Annotated in this window: 15 protein-coding genes and 1 tRNA gene; 7 read left to right on the forward strand and 9 right to left on the reverse strand. The window is 38.3% G+C overall.

The window, feature by feature from the left end; translation table 11 throughout:
- Positions 1–198 precede the first annotated feature (198 nt).
- The 3 genes from rpsA to aroA form a co-directional block, all read right to left on the reverse strand.
- Complete coding sequence (gene rpsA / locus U736_RS0100390; RefSeq protein WP_026500132.1) at positions 199–1,899, reverse strand: 30S ribosomal protein S1; 1,701 nt, start codon at positions 1,897–1,899, stop codon at positions 199–201.
- A gap of 131 nt (positions 1,900–2,030) precedes the next feature.
- A complete protein-coding gene (cmk, locus tag U736_RS0100395; RefSeq protein WP_012754503.1) occupies positions 2,031–2,678 on the reverse strand; it encodes a (d)CMP kinase in 648 nt (215 codons plus the stop codon).
- On the reverse strand, positions 2,675–4,003 hold the full coding sequence (aroA, locus tag U736_RS0100400) for a 3-phosphoshikimate 1-carboxyvinyltransferase (RefSeq protein ID WP_012754502.1): 1,329 nt from the start codon (positions 4,001–4,003) through the stop codon (positions 2,675–2,677). Before aroA ends, cmk begins: the two co-directional genes overlap by 4 nt.
- Positions 4,004–4,190: 187 nt before the next feature.
- Between aroA and U736_RS0100405 the strand changes: the two genes are divergently transcribed.
- Complete coding sequence (locus U736_RS0100405; RefSeq protein WP_012754501.1) at positions 4,191–4,571, forward strand: TIGR02300 family protein; 381 nt, start codon at positions 4,191–4,193, stop codon at positions 4,569–4,571.
- A 117-nt stretch (positions 4,572–4,688) separates the two neighbouring features.
- A tRNA-Ala gene (locus U736_RS0100410) sits at positions 4,689–4,764 on the forward strand.
- 1,198 nt (positions 4,765–5,962) lie between these two features.
- Here U736_RS0100410 and U736_RS0100420 read toward each other — a convergent pair.
- Entirely contained in the window at positions 5,963–6,547 is a 585-nt protein-coding gene (locus U736_RS0100420; protein ID WP_012754500.1) for a transglycosylase SLT domain-containing protein, read from the reverse strand.
- A gap of 111 nt (positions 6,548–6,658) precedes the next feature.
- On the reverse strand, positions 6,659–7,840 hold the full coding sequence (locus U736_RS0100425; protein ID WP_026500134.1) for a DNA recombination protein RmuC: 1,182 nt from the start codon (positions 7,838–7,840) through the stop codon (positions 6,659–6,661).
- 90 nt (positions 7,841–7,930) lie between these two features.
- Between U736_RS0100425 and def the strand changes: the two genes are divergently transcribed.
- The 3 genes from def to truA are packed head-to-tail and all read left to right on the forward strand — an operon-like array spanning position 7,931 to position 10,141.
- Complete coding sequence (def, locus tag U736_RS0100430; RefSeq protein ID WP_012754498.1) at positions 7,931–8,467, forward strand: peptide deformylase; 537 nt, start codon at positions 7,931–7,933, stop codon at positions 8,465–8,467.
- Positions 8,467–9,396: a methionyl-tRNA formyltransferase gene (gene fmt / locus U736_RS0100435; RefSeq protein WP_026500135.1), complete on the forward strand. Its 930-nt coding sequence runs from the start codon at positions 8,467–8,469 to the stop codon at positions 9,394–9,396. Before def ends, fmt begins: the two co-directional genes overlap by 1 nt.
- 1 nt (position 9,397) lies before the next feature.
- Positions 9,398–10,141, forward strand: a complete 744-nt coding sequence (truA, locus tag U736_RS0100440) for a tRNA pseudouridine(38-40) synthase TruA (RefSeq protein WP_012754496.1) — start codon at positions 9,398–9,400, stop codon at positions 10,139–10,141.
- 32 nt (positions 10,142–10,173) lie between these two features.
- On the opposite strand, the gene U736_RS0100445 is transcribed toward truA, so the two are convergent.
- Positions 10,174–11,037 carry an LOG family protein gene (locus tag U736_RS0100445; RefSeq protein WP_012754495.1) on the reverse strand — a complete coding sequence of 288 codons (864 nt, stop codon included), beginning with the start codon at positions 11,035–11,037 and terminating at the stop codon, positions 10,174–10,176.
- Positions 11,038–11,143: 106 nt separating this feature from the next.
- Here U736_RS0100445 and dapD point away from each other — a divergent pair, with 106 nt between their 5' ends.
- A complete protein-coding gene (dapD, locus tag U736_RS0100450) occupies positions 11,144–11,992 on the forward strand; it encodes a 2,3,4,5-tetrahydropyridine-2,6-dicarboxylate N-succinyltransferase (protein WP_012754494.1) in 849 nt (282 codons plus the stop codon).
- 262 nt (positions 11,993–12,254) lie between these two features.
- Entirely contained in the window at positions 12,255–12,401 is a 147-nt protein-coding gene (locus U736_RS12085) for a hypothetical protein (RefSeq protein ID WP_155914949.1), read from the forward strand.
- A gap of 75 nt (positions 12,402–12,476) precedes the next feature.
- Here the strand turns inward: U736_RS12085 and lepA are convergent, their stop codons facing one another.
- The 3 genes from lepA to argB form a co-directional block, all read right to left on the reverse strand.
- A complete protein-coding gene (gene lepA / locus U736_RS0100460) occupies positions 12,477–14,282 on the reverse strand; it encodes a translation elongation factor 4 (protein WP_012754493.1) in 1,806 nt (601 codons plus the stop codon).
- A 1,258-nt stretch (positions 14,283–15,540) separates the two neighbouring features.
- Positions 15,541–16,455: a DMT family transporter gene (locus U736_RS0100465; RefSeq protein ID WP_012754492.1), complete on the reverse strand. Its 915-nt coding sequence runs from the start codon at positions 16,453–16,455 to the stop codon at positions 15,541–15,543.
- 32 nt (positions 16,456–16,487) lie between these two features.
- Positions 16,488–17,393 carry an acetylglutamate kinase gene (gene argB / locus U736_RS0100470; RefSeq protein ID WP_012754491.1) on the reverse strand — a complete coding sequence of 302 codons (906 nt, stop codon included), beginning with the start codon at positions 17,391–17,393 and terminating at the stop codon, positions 16,488–16,490.
- Positions 17,394–17,558: the final 165 nt, after the last annotated feature.

Consider the following 17,558-nt stretch of genomic DNA (forward strand, 5'->3'; position numbering starts at 1 on the left):
GTTTATTTAAATTGTAAGCATTTTATCTGAATAGTGAACCGTTGATAGACAAAAAAACAAACTTTTTGTTTTTAGTTGCAAGCAGTTATAATTTTTTACGCAATAATTAGAAAATAAGCAGACAATTTTTTTAGAAAATAAAAAGGTCACCCTAAAATGAGTGACCTTAATAACACCGTAAGCTTTAATGATTGATGATTAATCTTGTTCTTGTTTTTTTAAAGCAGCACCAAGAATATCACCAAGAGAAGCACCCGAGTCTGTAGAACCATATTGTGCAACAGCTTCTTTTTCCTCTGCAATTTCTAAAGCTTTAATCGATACTGAAATTTTACGTGTTTTTTTATCAAATGCTGTGATGCGAGCATCAACCTTTTGTCCAATTGCGAAACGCTCAGGACGTTGCTCATCACGATCACGCGCGAGATCAGCACGCCGAATGGTTGTCTCAAGGTTGTGGTCAATCAATTTCACACCAATGTCATTGTCGTTAACAGCAATCACTTCGCATGTTACAACAGCACCTTTTCGCAATTCGCCAGAAGCAGCTGCTTCTCCAACTTTATCGCTGGAAAGCTGCTTAATTCCAAGAGAAATGCGCTCTTTTTCAATGTCAACATCAAGGACCACAGCTTTAACGATATCGCCTTTATTGTAAGTATCAATGACTTGTTCACCAGGACGGTTCCAATCAAGATCAGACAAATGGACCATACCATCAACATCGCCTTCAAGCCCAATAAACAGACCAAATTCTGTTTTATTTTTAACCTCTCCTTCAATTTGCGAATTGACAGGAAATTTATTGGCAAAAGCTTCCCATGGATTTTCAAATGTTTGCTTTAAGCCAAGAGAAATACGCCGTTTAGAAGGATCAATCTCAAGAACAACTACTTCTACTTCTTGTGATGTAGACAGAATTTTTCCAGGATGAACATTTTTCTTCGTCCAGCTCATTTCAGAAACATGGATCAGCCCTTCGATTCCTGGCTCAATTTCAACAAAACCACCGTAATCAGTAATGTTGGTGACAGCACCTGTAATTTTTTTACCAATCGGATACCGAACACTGATGCTTTCCCAAGGATCACTTTCAAGCTGTTTCATTCCAAGAGAAATACGGTGCGTATCCTGATTGATGCGAATAATTTGAACTTTAATCGTTTGACCAATTGTGAGAACTTCAGATGGGTGGTTAACACGCCGCCATGCCATATCTGTAACGTGCAAGAGACCATCAATCCCACCAAGATCAACAAAGGCACCATAATCTGTGATATTTTTCACCACACCTTCAACGATTTGGTTTTCTTCAAGATTTTGTACAATTTCTGAACGTTGCTCAGCGCGACTTTCTTCTAAAACAGTGCGACGTGAGACCACAATATTGCCACGACGACGATCCATCTTCAAAATTTCAAAGGACTGAGAATTGTGCATGAGAGGTGAAACATCACGAATGGGACGAATATCAACTTGGCTGCGCGGCAAGAAAGCAACAGCACCATCAAGATCGACTGTAAAACCACCTTTTACTTGGCTAAAGATCACTCCATCAACGCGTGCACCAGCATTGAATTTTTCCTCCAAACGGACCCAACTTTCTTCGCGCCGTGCCTTTTCACGTGATAAAACAGCTTCACCCATCGCATTTTCAATGCGTTCAATGTAAACCTCAACTTCATCGCCCACTTGCAAAGAACCGTCTTTTGCTTTAGCTCCAAATTCTTTGAGAGGAATACGTCCTTCGACTTTAAGACCAGCATCAATAATGGCCATGTCTTTTTCGATTGCAATAACACGACCTTTAACAACAGATCCTTCATTAAGATCATTGGTTTGAAAAGATTCTGTTAAAAGGGCTTCAAAATCCGCTGTTGTGGGATTGTATTGTGACATAAGAACTCCTAATATGTACCTTGTGTTATAAGGTATGAGCGCTAGGTTAGTGTTAACATAAGCAACTCCCTGCCTTTTTCCTTGAATAAAGGAAAAAAGTTAGCGCTAGGCTGGAAGTCACCTTAACGAATTTATCCAATTATATGCATTTTTATGATTGGATCAATAAAACTACATGCAATTTCAAATGTTGCTTCTATACTCAATTTTGACGTATCAAGCAAGTGGGCGTTTTTTGCTGGTTTTAGTGGACTTTGTTTGCGGGTTATATCGCGACCGTCGCGCTGTTCAAGTTGAGTTAGGATTTCATGATAATTTGCTTGAACACCCTTTTTTAAAATCTCCTGGTAGCGACGTTTGGCGCGTGTTTGAACATTGGCTAGAACATAAAACTTGATATCGGCATCAGGACAAACAATAGTTCCGATATCACGTCCATCAAGCACACAGCCAGGCAAAACTTTAGCAAAGTTGCGTTGTTTTTCGACAAGAATTTTGCGTACAGCAGGATTAATCGCTATTTTTGAAGCCGCTTCACCAAGTTCATGAGAAGAAAGAAGAGCAGGATTTAAGGTATTAAAATCAAGTTCTTTAGCATAAATAATAGCATTTTTTTCATCATTAAGAGCTAAATTTTGTTGTAAAAGCGTATGAGCAACACTACGATAAGTAAGACCAGTATCGAGATGGCGAAGACGATAATGTGCAGCAATTTTGCGTGCTAAGGTTCCTTTGCCTGAGGCTGCAGGTCCATCAATGGCAATAACAAAAGGCTTCAAGCGATTTTCCCCCCAAGTTGTTTTATAAAAGGAATAAATTCTGGAAAGCTCGTAGCGATCATTCGTTTATCATCAATGGTAACAGGTTTTTCTGATACAAGCCCAAAAACGAGAAAACACATAGCAATTCGATGATCAAGATGTGTGGAGACATGTCCACCACCCAAACCTTTGGCAGAACCCTTCCCATAAACAATAAGAAAATCTTGTCCTTCTTCACAGTCTACGCAATTAATTTCGAGTCCTTGAGCAACAGCAGACAGTCGGTCTGATTCTTTTACACGCAATTCTTCGATTCCTAACATCACTGTTTTACCTTCTGCAAAGGCTGCTGCTACTGCCAAAGCAGGATATTCATCAATCATCGATGGAGCACGTTCTTTGGGCACCGTAACGCCTCTAAGAACCGATGATTTTATCCGTAGATCAGCAACATCCTCTCCACCTGTTTGACGTCGGTTCAAAAATTCAATTTGAGCACCCATTTCCCACAATGTTTCGATAAGCCCTATTCGAGAGTTATTTATCAAAACATTTTCAATGGTGATATCAGAGTCTTCTACAAGAAGGGCTGCGATAATTAGAAAAGCAGCAGAAGAAGGATCACCCGGAATATGAATCGTTTGCCCAGTAAGATGGGGTTGACCGTTAAGATGAATCAAACGCGCACCTTCATTATCTTTTTCTATTTCAAGTTGTGCACCGAATGCTTTTAACATTTTTTCCGTATGATCTCGTGTTAGAACTGGTTCAATAACAGTTGTAATGCCGGCGGTATTGAGTCCAGCAAGCAAGACTGCTGATTTAATTTGGGAGGAAGCTATTGGAACACGGTAACGAATCGGATTAGCCATTTTCGGACCATAAAGCGTTAAAGGAAGATGATCGTTGTGCGTTGCTTCAATTTCAACCCCCATGAGACGCAGCGGATCAAGAATACGTCCCATTGGACGTTTAGAGAGAGAAGCATCACCAATAAAGGTTGTTTTCATATGATATGGACCAACCATTCCCATAACCAAACGAGCACCCGTTCCAGCGTTTCCAAAGTCTAAAGGTTTTTGTGCAGCTAAAAGGCAACCATTCCCTGTTCCTCGTATAGTCCAGAAGTCATCTTTTTTAATAATACAGGCACCCATAGCTTGCATAGCAGCAGCTGTATTGAGTACATCAGCGCTTTCAAGTAATCCATAAATATGTGTCTCACCACTTGCTAATCCTCCCAATATAAGAGAGCGATGAGAGATTGATTTATCTCCTGGTATTTTAATTTTTCCAGAGAGACTACTCGATTTATAGGTGGTTATAGGGATTGCTTTTTGCATGGAAATTCTATTTAATTCTATCTAACTTTTATGAAATTGTGCATCCTTTAGCACATGCTTTAAAAGACGTCATGAAAAAATCACTGTGGAACAGTGTATTTATCTTTGACAAAGGCATTATTTTTCGATTAAGCACCATAAAATTTATCTTTTAATGGAATAATAGTTAATCAAAGAGGCACGGTTTATGGCAAAACAAGAACTTGGAACTAAACGTGTTGATCCAGAAACAGGAAAAAAATTTTACGATCTAAATCGCGATCCTATTGTGTCGCCCTATACAGGAATTTCTTATCCGCGTTCTTACTTTGAAGTTGCAGCAGCTGAAGCAAACAATGAGGAAGACGTTGATGCTGAAGAGCTTGATACAGCACTTGAAAAATCTGCTTTTATGCTTCTTGAAGAGGATGACGAGGATTCTAAAGATGACGATCTTCCTGATTTAGAAGATAGTGATGTAGATCTTGGTGATGACGATGATACATTTTTATCTCATGATGATGACGATGAAGATGATGACGTTACTGATATTCTCGGAGGCGGTGTTTCTAATGATGACGATGCTTAAGAGAAGTAAAAGAGGACATCTTTTCCATTGAATGTAAATTCTTCTTGATCTTCAATTTTGATCGTTCTAGAAAAGCTGAAATTGTATACTTTCCTTTTGGGAAAAATTGTTTTTATAGGGGCTATAGCTCAGCTGGGAGAGCGCTTGCATGGCATGCAAGAGGTCAGCGGTTCGATCCCGCTTAGCTCCACCAAAAGGACCTGCTATTCTATCAAGGGGATTAATTATAATATCAATTATAATAGGGAATGTGTGCATCAATTTAAAAGTTTTATGTGTTATTTAATCATCATTCCAGTAGCGCCTGTTCCTTGCATTTTTATGATGTTATAACACATTTTTAATCATTTGTTGGATTATAAAATTTTACTGTCGTAACCGTGAAAGTAGATAATTTTTATGCTTTGCACAGAAACAGAAAATGAGCTGTTTAACTTACGCCTTGTTTTAAAGAACAAAATTTGAATTCTCTTTATCACAATATTTCCACGAAATCATAATATGTCGGTTATCGATATCTTTTTAAAAGGTACGAAGTATCTAAACGAAGATGAGAGAATAAAATATTGAAATATACTTCTCAATTATTGCGAATCAGAACTTTTTTCGAGTATTTTTAGCCTGATCAGATGTCTTGCCAATTAAAAAATTGTCCACCTTGAGTAGCATCTACCTGCTCAATACTAAGGTATATTCACGCTTAAATAACATATTGAATCAATTAATTTTGTTTCCTTGCACGTCACAAGCAAGGTTGAGTTGTGAAAGCAAAGTGGCGCCATCATTATATGTGCTAATTCCCAATGTTGCCGATAATTCTTACTTTTGAGAATGTTCATAAGAAACATTTTTAGTCTTTTCTTTCACAGTTTTTATCCACATGCCAATTACGCTTGTTATGTGCAAGCCAATTGTTTTTATTGATTTAACCTCAAGAGATCTGAAATGATAAAACCCTACGCCATTCGAGATTCTTACTTTAATATGATGCTCGAATTGCATTTTTTTGATTGCTATTTTATACGCTAAAAAAGAAAATATTCATGTAATAATCAGCCAGTAATACGCATAATGAAAATAAAAAATGATATTAAATTTTAAAATTTTTCTTTAATAATCTCTGATACTTAGACCTGTGCGAAATGCATGAGCCAAATAGAATATAGTTTCCATTGTAAATTTTTAAACAAAGAAGGTAAAAATATCGAGAGTGCACTCAAATATATTGAGCATTGCAAAAGCTTTCTGTCTCTTGGGTTTATTCTAAAAAATAACAATTTATTTCATTTGAAAATCGGAAAAATGATACAACCTTATCGTGCCATAAGAAATTTGGCTCTCAAATAATTTTACCGCAACAATTCCCTAATTGAGATTTTCAAAAATCTTCCCTAACGCCATCCACATCTCTTTAATTGCTGTTCATAGAGCCTCGATATCCTTGCCATGCGCTGTGCTGCCTGTGAAAGTGCAGCAGTGACACGCCCGCCACGCGCATAAGCACCATGTCCCATATGATAATTTAAATAAAGGCTATATGCATCATCAAATCTCACCCCATTGCGTTGAACACTTTGGCGATGATACCAAGCAATAAAATCAGCAGAATCTGCAAAATTCGTACGCCATGCAAAAGATCTGCCCGTAGAGCGTAGATACATTGCCCATGTACTGTCAAGCGCTTGAGAATAACCATAGGCTGTCGATTGACGCTTCCATGGAATAAAACCAAGTAGTTTTTTACGTGGAGGACGTGCATTGTGACGAAAGCTCGATTCCATATTAATGGTTGCAAGAATAATAGGCATAGGAATCCCATAGCGCATTTCTGCACGTTTAGAAGCCTTACCCCAATTGTCAAAAAAACCATTTTTTTGTGCCAAAATAGCACAAGCATTGTTTGTGTGTGTGGGAGTGGTCGTTGCACACCCATCTAGCAGAAACACCAGTGCCCCTAAAAACAAAAGGTGTCGCATATTCCTATTCCTCTCGTTTAAGAAATAAAACAAGATAGAGATACTAAAAAAGTATTACCAATCAATAAAGAACGTGATCTGACTTGTGATATTTAAGAAGCTTGCTTTGCTTTATTCCTCGTCAGCAAAACGCAATGTTTGCGACTGAGCCAATGTTGTCATTTTTGTTGGTTCAGAATGATTCTCTTTTAATTCGACAGTTTCAATGCGATTTGCCCGTTTCATGATTTTGGAAGACGATATCAAAATTCCCTCTATATCTTCACCTGCTTTGTGAAAATGCTTCTGTAACGCACGAACGCGTATATCCATTCGTCCAAAATCTTCCATCAATTTTGCTACTTCTGATTGAATTAAATGCGCTTGTTCACGCATCCGTGCATCTTTCATAATGGTTTGTACCACTTGGACAGAGAGCATCAACAAAGATGGTGAAACAATAATCACATGAGCTCTATTGGATTTTTGTACCAATGCCTCAAAGTCCTCATAAATTGTTGCAAAAATCGATTCAGATGGCACAAAAAGGAAAGCAGTGTCATGGGTTTCTCCAGGAATCAAATATTTTTGTGCAATATCACGAATATGGACTTCCATATCGGTACGAAATTGGCGTTCTGCCTCTTGACGCTCTTGCGCTGATTCTGCCTTACGCATAGCATTCCAAGCCTCCAGAGGGAATTTAGCATCAACAACAAGAGAAGGGGCTTTATTGGGCATATGAATGAGACAATCTGGGCGCTTTCCATTGGAAAGAACAGCCTGAAAAGCATAAGCATTTGTTGGTAAGGCATCAGCAATAATTGCTTCCATCCGCCCCTGACCGAAAGTACCACGTGTCTGCTTATTGCTTAAAATGGACTGCAACTGAACAACTTGTCCCGTAAGAGATTGAATATTATTTTGTGCCGCATCAATCACTGCTAAACGCTCTTGCAAACGATTCAAATTTTCATAAGTGGATTTGGTCTGTACCTGAAGTGTTTGGCCTAAGCTTGTTGTCATCCCATTGAGTTGCTCACTGAGTGATTTATTCAATTCAGCCTGCCGTTGACCAAAAATTTCCGCCATCGTTTGCATTCTCCCTTGCATTTCAGCTTGTGTTTTCAGCAAGGTAGCCATCTGCATTTGTGCCTCACGTGCGCGTTCAGCAATTTCATTTTCCAAAAATGCTTTTTTTCGATGAGAATGTATCAACATAAAAAATGCCAAACAGACAAATATAAATAAAAGCAAAAGCATTAGTTTAGAAAAAAACTCTCCAGCGAGTATGGAAAAAAACGAATCAAACATAAATGGTAATATAACGCTCTTATTGTAAAAAAACGCAAGAATCCGTTATTCAATATTGACCAATAACAAACCATTGATTAATCTCTACTTATGCCAATGAGATCTTTAGTTACTTTACCTGATCCGATTTTACGGGAAGTGTCCAAACCCGTTGATCAGGTCGATTCAGCTCTCCAAAAACTTGCGGATGATATGTTGGAAACCATGTATAATGCTAAGGGCATTGGTCTTGCTGCTATTCAAATTGGTATACCGCTACGTATGTTGGTTATAGATGTCTCTGGAAATTCTGAAGATGAGCGGAAAAAACCATTTGTTATTATCAACCCTGAAATTTTATGGCTTTCAGATGAGCGTAATATTTATAAAGAGGGTTGTCTTTCTATTCCTGACTATTTTGCAGAGGTTGAACGTCCTAAACGCCTTTGTGTTCGCTATCAGAACCGTGAAGGAAAACAAACAGAAATTGAAGCAGACGATCTCTTGGCAACTTGCTTGCAGCATGAAATTGATCATTTAGATGGGCGCCTTTTTATTGATTACATTTCAAAGATCAAACGCGATATGGTGATACGAAAATTTAAAAAACGCGCAAAAGAAAAAAACATGCAGGAAGCAGTTTTGTAATGGCTTTACGATTAAGTTTTATGGGGACACCAGATTTTTCTGTTCCTATTTTGCGTGCTTTATTGGATGCAGGTCATGATGTTGTTGCTGTTTATAGTCAACCCCCTCGCCCAGCAGGACGTCGAGGACTTAAATTAATCCCCTCACCTGTTCACAATGTAGCAAAAGAGGAATCTATTCCCATCTTTACGCCACAAACACTCAAAACAATCGAACAACAGGAGCAATTTGCAGCACTTTCTGTTGATGTTGCTATTGTGGTAGCTTACGGACTCCTTTTACCCAAAGCTATTCTCGAAACGCCGCGTTTTGGTTGTTTTAATGCCCACGCTTCACTCTTACCACGTTGGCGTGGTGCTGCGCCTATTCAACGAGCAATTATGGCTGGTGATAAAGAAACAGGTATTATGATCATGAAAATGGATGAAGGACTTGATACGGGACCTATCGCTCTTTCTCGCTCCATCCCCATTACTGATAACACCACCACTGCTGAGCTTTTAAACAAACTTTCACATATTGGCGCAGAACTTATGGTAGAAACCTTATCAACTCTTGAAAAAGGCCAACTTAAACTGACCCCACAATCAGAGGAAGGCATCACCTATGCTGCCAAAATCAAAAAGGAAGAGACCCGCATTGATTGGACAAAACCTGCAGAGTTTATTCATAAGCATATCCGTGCGCTCTCTTCTTCTCCTGGTTGCTGGTGCAATATGAATATTGGGGGACGAGAAGAACGTGTAAAAATTCTTGATAGTCGCTTAACAACAGGTCCTTCTCTTGAAATTGGACGAATAGAACCAGATTCTTTGATTGTCCATTGTGGACAAGGGCGAATAGAAATAACCTCTCTCCAAAGATCGGGTGGTAAAGTCCTTGATAGCGCAACCTTTTTGCGAGGTGCTCATATTTCTGCTGTTTTTTAAGATGCCACGTTTTAAACTCACTCTTGAATATGATGGTTCAAATTATGCTGGTTGGCAGCGTCAAGCAAAACTTCACACTGTACAAGGAGCTCTTGAACAGGCAATCTTTTCCTTTAGTGGACAACAATTGACCATAACAACAGCAGGAAGAACCGATGCGGGCGTACACGCTACGGGACAAGTTGCGCATGTTGATTTCATAAAAAACTGGCATCCCCATACTGTACGTGATGCGCTCAATGCTCTTTTACGTAAACAGGGAGAAGCTATTTCAATCTTAAACGTACAAAATGTCCCTGATGACTTTGATGCACGATTTTCCGCTGTAAAACGCCATTATATTTTTAAAATTCTTAATCGTCGCTCTCCACCAGCCTTAAATGCCAAACGCGTGTGGTGGTTGCCAAAGCCTCTTAATGCTGAAGCCATGCATGAAGCTGCTCAAAAGCTTGTAGGAGAACATGATTTTACCACTTTCCGTTCAGCACATTGCCAAGCCAAAAGCCCTATTCGCACCCTTGACCGTTTGGATATTCAAAGAGAAGGTGAAGAAATTTTCCTTTATGCGCAAGCCCGTTCTTTTCTTCATCATCAAATCCGTTCATTCGCAGGAAGCCTCATGGAAGTAGGTATTGGACGTTGGACAGCTCAAGATCTCGAAGCAGCTCTTCACGCTAAAGATCGTAAACATTGTGGTGTTGTTGCTCCTCCTTCAGGACTTTATTTAACCAAAGTAGAGTATTAATTATCCTTCAAGAGTGAACGTCTTAAAAGTCGTCAAGGCAGTTCATAAAAAGAACGAATTTCTTCAAAAGCTTCTGCTGCTGTATTGACAAATTTCACAAAATTAACATCAGTAGGAGAAATTGTACCTTGTTCAGACAGATACTCAAAATTGATAGTATTGCTCCAAAATTCTTTGCCAAACAATAAAATTGGTACCTGTTTCATACGCCCCGTCTGCACTAAAGTTAACGTCTCAAACAATTCATCCAGAGTCCCAAATCCTCCAGGGAAGATAGCTAATGCTTTCGCTCGTACTAAAAAATGCATTTTGCGCATCCCCAAATAATGAAAATTGAAACACAAATGCGGCGACACATACGAATTAGGTTCCTGCTCATGTGGTAAAATAATATTCAAACCAATCGTTGGGGCACCAACATCACAAGCACCACGATTTCCCGCCTCCATAATTCCTGGTCCGCCCCCCGTAACAACCACAAATTCACGATATTCTGTCGTAGCAGAATAAAGTGAGCACAAACGCGCAAATTCTCTCGCTTCATCGTAATAATGTGACATAGCACGCAAATTTTTCTTTTGTATTTCATTTTTTGCAGCCCACGCTGCTTGCCCAGATTCAGGGATACGCGCACCACCAAACAAAACAACTGTTGATTGAATATCATATTCTTTAAGGGTTATTTCCGGCTTTAAAAATTCAAGACCAATACGTTGTGAGCGCAACTCTGGACGCATCATAAAATCTTGATCGATATAGGCTAAGCGATAAGTAGACGAACGAATTTGTGCTGAATTAGAGATTTTATGTATTTGTTGTAGAGCATCCTTCGTATGGAGAAGTGGTGTCCAATTTTCTTGCTCTCCTTTTATTTTTTCTTTACAGCCTTTTTTCATGCACCTGTCCTACTTCCTCATCGTTTTATTGACTGAACACATTTCTTCGCGTAGTTCATAGAGAATAAATCTTGAAGCTTTCAACTTGTTTAACGGAACTCTCGTCATGACCCATCTCACACAACTTGAAATGATTATTCAACAAGCTTTTGACGATCGCGATTCTATCGATACTACCACAAAAGGCGAAATCCGTGAGAGTATCGAACATACATTGAACCTTCTTGATAAAGGTGAAATCCGTGTTGCAGAAAGACAAAAAAATGGACAATGGCATGTTCATCAATGGTTGAAAAAAGCGGTTTTGCTCTCTTTTCGGCTTAATCCTATGCAAATCATCACTGGTGGAATCAATGGAACACATTGGTGGGATAAAGTTCCTTCAAAATTCTCTGGTTGGCAAGAGGCAGATTTTAAAAGTGCTGATTTCCGTTCCGTTCCTGGAGCCATTGTACGTCACTCTGCTTACATTGCACCCAACGTTATATTGATGCCATCCTTTGTTAATCTTGGTGCTTTTATCGATGAGGGTACAATGGTTGATACATGGACTACCGTTGGTTCTTGTGCACAAATTGGTAAACATGTCCATCTTTCTGGCGGTGTTGGTATTGGAGGTGTTTTGGAACCACTGCAAGCAAATCCAACAATCATTGAAGATCATTGCTTTATCGGTGCTCGCTCTGAAATTGTTGAAGGCTGTATTATCCGTGAAGGTACTGTTTTGGGTATGGGAGTCTTTATTGGAAAATCTACAAAGATTATTGATCGTACAACAGGTGAAATTTTTATCGGTGAGGTACCAGCCTATTCAGTGGTTGTGCCTGGTTCTTTCCCTGGAAAACCTTTACCAAATGGTGAAGCAGGACCAAGCCTTTATTGTGCCGTTATTGTAAAACGCGTTGATCAAAAAACACGAGAAAAAACATCCATTAATGATCTTTTACGTTCTTAGACACAAGATAATTCATAATAATATTTCATCGTTTTTTTACTTGAATAATAACCTCAAATACAAGAATTCTCTCATTTCAAATCCTTTCATAGTGAATCAATCACTATCATTTCCTTGATCGTTCCAAACGCAGTTGGCGCGTGGGTAAGAGACACTTTAAGAAAAGAGTAAAAATATTTTTAATGAAAATTCTCTCAAGTGATAAGGACTGTCATAATATTTTGAGCTGAAAAAGAGAATGATAGGTGCGCTTTGCATCTTTATGACGCGTAAAGACGGTAATGCCAAATGGATTTTATATCATTCACAGTGTATGTTACTTTATATTTTTCACATCCCCTATTGTGAAATGGAATTTGATGCATTGAGTGATGATTCACTAAAACAAGCACAGCGCAATTCTATTTAAAAGTGTTCTTTAAGCACCTGAACCAATCAACAAAAGCAAAAGCGCAATCAATGAGAGACAATACTCCTTTTTTCATTATTTGTTCATTTTGAGCGCTTGAATAAATGCCGATTGTGGAATTTCTACTTTTCCAAATTGGCGCATCCGCTTTTTGCCTTCTTTTTGCTTTTCCAAAAGTTTGCGCTTACGCGTGACATCACCCCCGTAACATTTTGCTGTTACATCTTTACGCAAAGCACGAATTGTTTCGCGCGCTATAACTTTACCACCAATAGCTGCTTGAACTGGAATCTGAAACATATGCTGGGGAATAAGATCTTTCAGTTTTTCACACATGGAACGCCCGCGCTTTTCTGCAATCGTGCGGTGCACAAGCATAGACAATGCATCTATAGACTCTCCATTTACCAAAATAGACATTTTAACTAAATCCCCTTCTGCATAATCTGCCATCTGATAATCAAAAGAAGCATAACCCTTTGAGATTGATTTTAGCCGATCATAAAAATCAAAAACAACTTCATTCAGTGGTAAATCATACGTTACCATAGCACGGGTTCCAACATAGGATAAACCAGCTTGTATCCCCCGCCGCTCTTGGCATAGTTCTAAAATTGATCCAAGATAATTATCAGGAGTCATGATTGTCGCCCGAATCCATGGTTCTTCGATTGAAGAAATTTTAACCACATCAGGCATATCCGCTGGATTGTGCAACTCTTTAACAGAACCATCATTCATATTCATGCGATAAACAACCGAAGGTGCTGTCGCGATTAAATCCAAATTAAACTCACGCTCTAATCGCTCTTGAATAATTTCAAGATGAAGAAGTCCCAAAAAGCCACAGCGAAAACCAAATCCTAAAGCCGCGGATGTTTCCATTTCAAAAGAAAAACTCGCATCATTTAAGCGTAATTTGCCCATGGCTGCACGCAAATCATCAAAATCGGCAGCATCAATTGGAAAAAGACCACAAAATACAACTGGTTGCGCCGGCTTAAAACCAGGCAAAGCATTTTCACAAGGACGGCGCTCTTCAGTAATCGTATCCCCAACCCGTGTATCTGCTACTTCTTTGATAGAGGCAGTGATAAAACCAATCTCGCCTGGTCCTAACTCATCAACCTGTACCATTTTAGGTGTAAACACCCCAACGCGCTCAACTGGATATTTTGCTCCCGTACCCATCATACGAATGGTTTGGCCTTTTTTTAAAATACCATCTATCACTCGTACCAAAACAATGACACCAAGATATGCATCATACCAGCTATCAACCAACATTGCTTTCAAGGGATTTGCAACATCGCCTGTATGTGGAGGTGGTAATTGTGTTACAATTGCCTCCAAAACATCAGGAACACCCAAACCTGTTTTTGCTGATATTTCTACTGCTTGAGATGTATCAATGCCTATCACATCTTCAATTTGTTCTTTAACACGCTCAGGTTCTGCTGCTGGAAGATCAACTTTATTGAGTACAACAACCAACTCATGGGAATTATCAATGGCTTGATAAACATTTGCTAACGTCTGCGCCTCTACACCTTGGCTTGCATCCACCACCAACAGAGAACCTTCACAAGCTGCCAATGAACGCGAAACCTCATAAGCAAAATCCACATGACCAGGTGTATCCATAAGATTTAAAATATAGGTTTCACCATTCTTTGCTTTATAGTGTAAACGTACCGTTTGTGCTTTAATAGTAATTCCACGTTCACGCTCAATATCCATGGAATCGAGTACTTGTTCTTTCATCTCACGTGTATCAAGCCCACCTGTTATTTGAATCAAACGATCAGCTAAAGTGGATTTGCCGTGATCAATATGCGCCACGATGGAAAAATTACGAATATAATTACGATCTATTGTCATATAAGGCGATTTAGCAAAGAATAATACAAAACGCAAAGACCAATTATGCTCCGGCTTCTATCAAAAAAATATAAATCTAAAAAGCTTCTCAAAACACAACTTTTCATAACCTAAAAAATGAGGCTTTTATTTGCTAAATTAAATCCAACGGTGCTAAAATGATACTTTCGCATCTTATTTTATGACTTATATGCTGGATAAACCGATACCATCATACATTTTGCCAGTCTCCAATGTTGCAACAATCCTTTACACTTGAAAAAGTTTATAAGAGATATGCCTTTCTTGTACAGTTTTTACCCACATGGACTACCTGCTTGTAACGTGTCAGCAAGTAGACTTGGATTGATTTAATATGAAAACGATTTGAAGTGAGGAAGTTTTACGGTATTCAGGGTTCTAATTCAATGTGAATAATTCTATATTATAATTATAAATCAATGTGTTATAATATTTATATGATGGGCGTGTATATCACTTAAGCTTGCAATAAAATTCGCAAGAAATGCTTTTTTATTTATACGCAATAACCTGCTTTTTTAGCAATCTTATATAAAATAACATGAATATCGCGAGCCTTTCTCATTTTAAATCTTTTCATAGTGAATCAATCAAATTTTTTGCTTCCCCATTATAAAACAGAGCTAGTATATGGATAAAAACGTTTAAGAAATGAGTAAACATGCCTCTCTCTCTTTCAAATGCGAAAGGCTGTCGTAATATTGAGAACTGACAAAGAAAATGCTAGTGCCTTTTATTTAAGTAAAACGATGATGCTCTGTGGTTTTTCTATACTTCACGCGGATCGTCAATGAATATGATGTATATTAAGAAAATTGTCTTTTAAAAAAACGCGTTAATATACAACATTATGGGAGGCTGCTTTAGGCGTTCTATTTTACGTGAAAAGCGTGATCCCATGAAATAACAAAAGGAATAACGTGCAACGGTGCGTAATTTTTATTATTCAAAAAAATTACCATGGATGTTTTTGAAAATTGTAAAGCTAAATTTAACAATAACAGTAAAGATGAGAGTTGTTTTTTGTCTTTACCACTTCATGCTTTGACTCAATGAAGGTTGACTTCCCGTTTCAGAAGTTAAGAAGACAGATAAATATTATTGCTCCAATTTACTATACAAAAGCTGGAATAGCTTATAAAGCCTCCTTTATCTCCATATTAAAAAAAGCCTCAAAAATGAAAACTTTGCAAGCAAAAATCTCATGTAATAAAATCATAATAGAAAAGGTGCATAGCTAATCAATTTTTTCAATTGCTTTGTTTTTTTTACGCCATTGTGAAGGTTGTAATTCAGCCACAATGATCCCAATCAGAATAAGCAAGCCACCTAATAATGCTAACGGGGATAAATGCTCTCCAGCCAAACGCCCAACAATACCAGCCCATACCGGTTCACCTGCGTAAATGAGTGTTGCACGTGTAGGAGAAATAGACTTTTGTGCCCAATTCATAGCCAATTGAATGATGGCACTCATTAATGCCAATCCGATGCCAATACTAAACCATACCCACGAAAATTCAGGAATGCTTTCACCCATCAAAGGCATACAAGAAAATGAAAAAAAACCACTAAAAAATAACTGGATAATGGTCACACGCCGACTATCAACCTTATTGGCAAAAATTCCGATGAGTATGACTTCTCCAGCAATCGCTAAAGCGCCTAACAAAGTCAAAATTTCGCCTTTTGAAAAATCAAAATTCCCCGGCTTTTGTCCTGAAACAAGAACAAGCCCTATAAAAGCGAAAACAATACCAACCCAACAAGCAAAACGGGGAGGTTTTTTAAAAACAATCCATTGCAAGATTGGAACCATCGGTACATAAAGCGCTGTAATAAAAGCCGACTGACTACTAATAATCGTTTGAAGTCCAGCTGCTTGAAAAGCATAACCTAAAAACATGGCTAAACCAATCGCCATTCCAGCGAAAACTTCATAAACCGTTATACCTTTTATAGAGCGCCAAAAAATTGCTCCACATATAAGAGATGCAATAATAAAACGAAATCCAACAAAAAACAGGGGACCACTATAGCGTACCGCAATATGAATGACTAAAAATGTAATACCCCACAATATTGTTGCAGCAAATATTGCCAATTCTGGCTTACTTAATAAAGGATATTTAAGCTGTTTTATATTTGTCATGAAAGGCTTTCTCCTCCAATTTTCCGCACAATTTATGAAACAATAAGCGTTCCAACTCCCTGTTCGGTAAACAGTTCTAGTAAAACAGAATGAGGAGTTTTACCATTTAAAATGACAACACCTTCCACACCATTTTGAAGGGCTTTTATACAAGTCTCTACTTTTGGAATCATGCCTCCTGAAATTGTTCCATTTTTGATAAGTTTCTCTGCTTCAGAAACTGTCAATTCTTTTAAAAGCTGGCCCTGTTTATCCAAAACACCAGGAACATCAGTGAGAAATAAAAGGCGTTTAGCTTCTAATGCACCAGCAATAGCCCCAGCAAAAATATCAGCATTAATATTATAGGTTTTTCCATCGCGTCCTGGAGCCACAGGAGCAAGAACTGGTATCATTTCAGAACATGCTAAAAGATCCAGCAATGTGCGATCAACTTCAATAGGCTCACCAACAAATCCCAAATCTAAAACACGTTCAATATTCGAATCAGGATCAATGACAGTTTTATAAGCCTTTTCGGCAAAAACCATATTGCCGTCCTTACCACATAATCCTATTGCCCATTCACCCTCTGCATTGATGAGAGCGACAATTTCTTTGTTTATGGAACCGGCCAAAACCATTTCAACGACTTCAACGATCCGCTCGTCGGTTACCCGTAAACCGTTTTCAAATCGTGATTCAATCCCCATTTTCATCAAAATTTCAGCAATTTGAGGTCCTCCACCATGAACAACAACAGGGTTAATCCCCGATTGCTTTAATAGAGCAATATCACGCGCAAATGCTCGCCCCAAGGCAGGATCACCCATAGCATGACCGCCATATTTTACCACAACCGTTTCATTTTCGTATTTTTGCATATATGGTAAAGCAGACGATAGAAATGCTGCTTGTTTTTCTAAAACATCTACAGCACCGTTTTTAGCATCATCCATTAATAGAGCCTCCTCATCACTTTTTACCATCTCTTAGTGGAATTTAGGAAAAGTAATAACGAAATGAAACAAGAAAACAACTTCCTCAAAAAACTGACAGCGAAAAATTAAACAAAACAGGCGTACAAAACGTTATTATTTTATGATTTTATGTATAAAATTGAA

It is taken from the genome of Bartonella grahamii ATCC 700132 (genome assembly GCF_000518085.1).
In the GTDB taxonomy this organism is placed as follows: Bacteria; Pseudomonadota; Alphaproteobacteria; order Rhizobiales; family Rhizobiaceae; genus Bartonella; species Bartonella grahamii.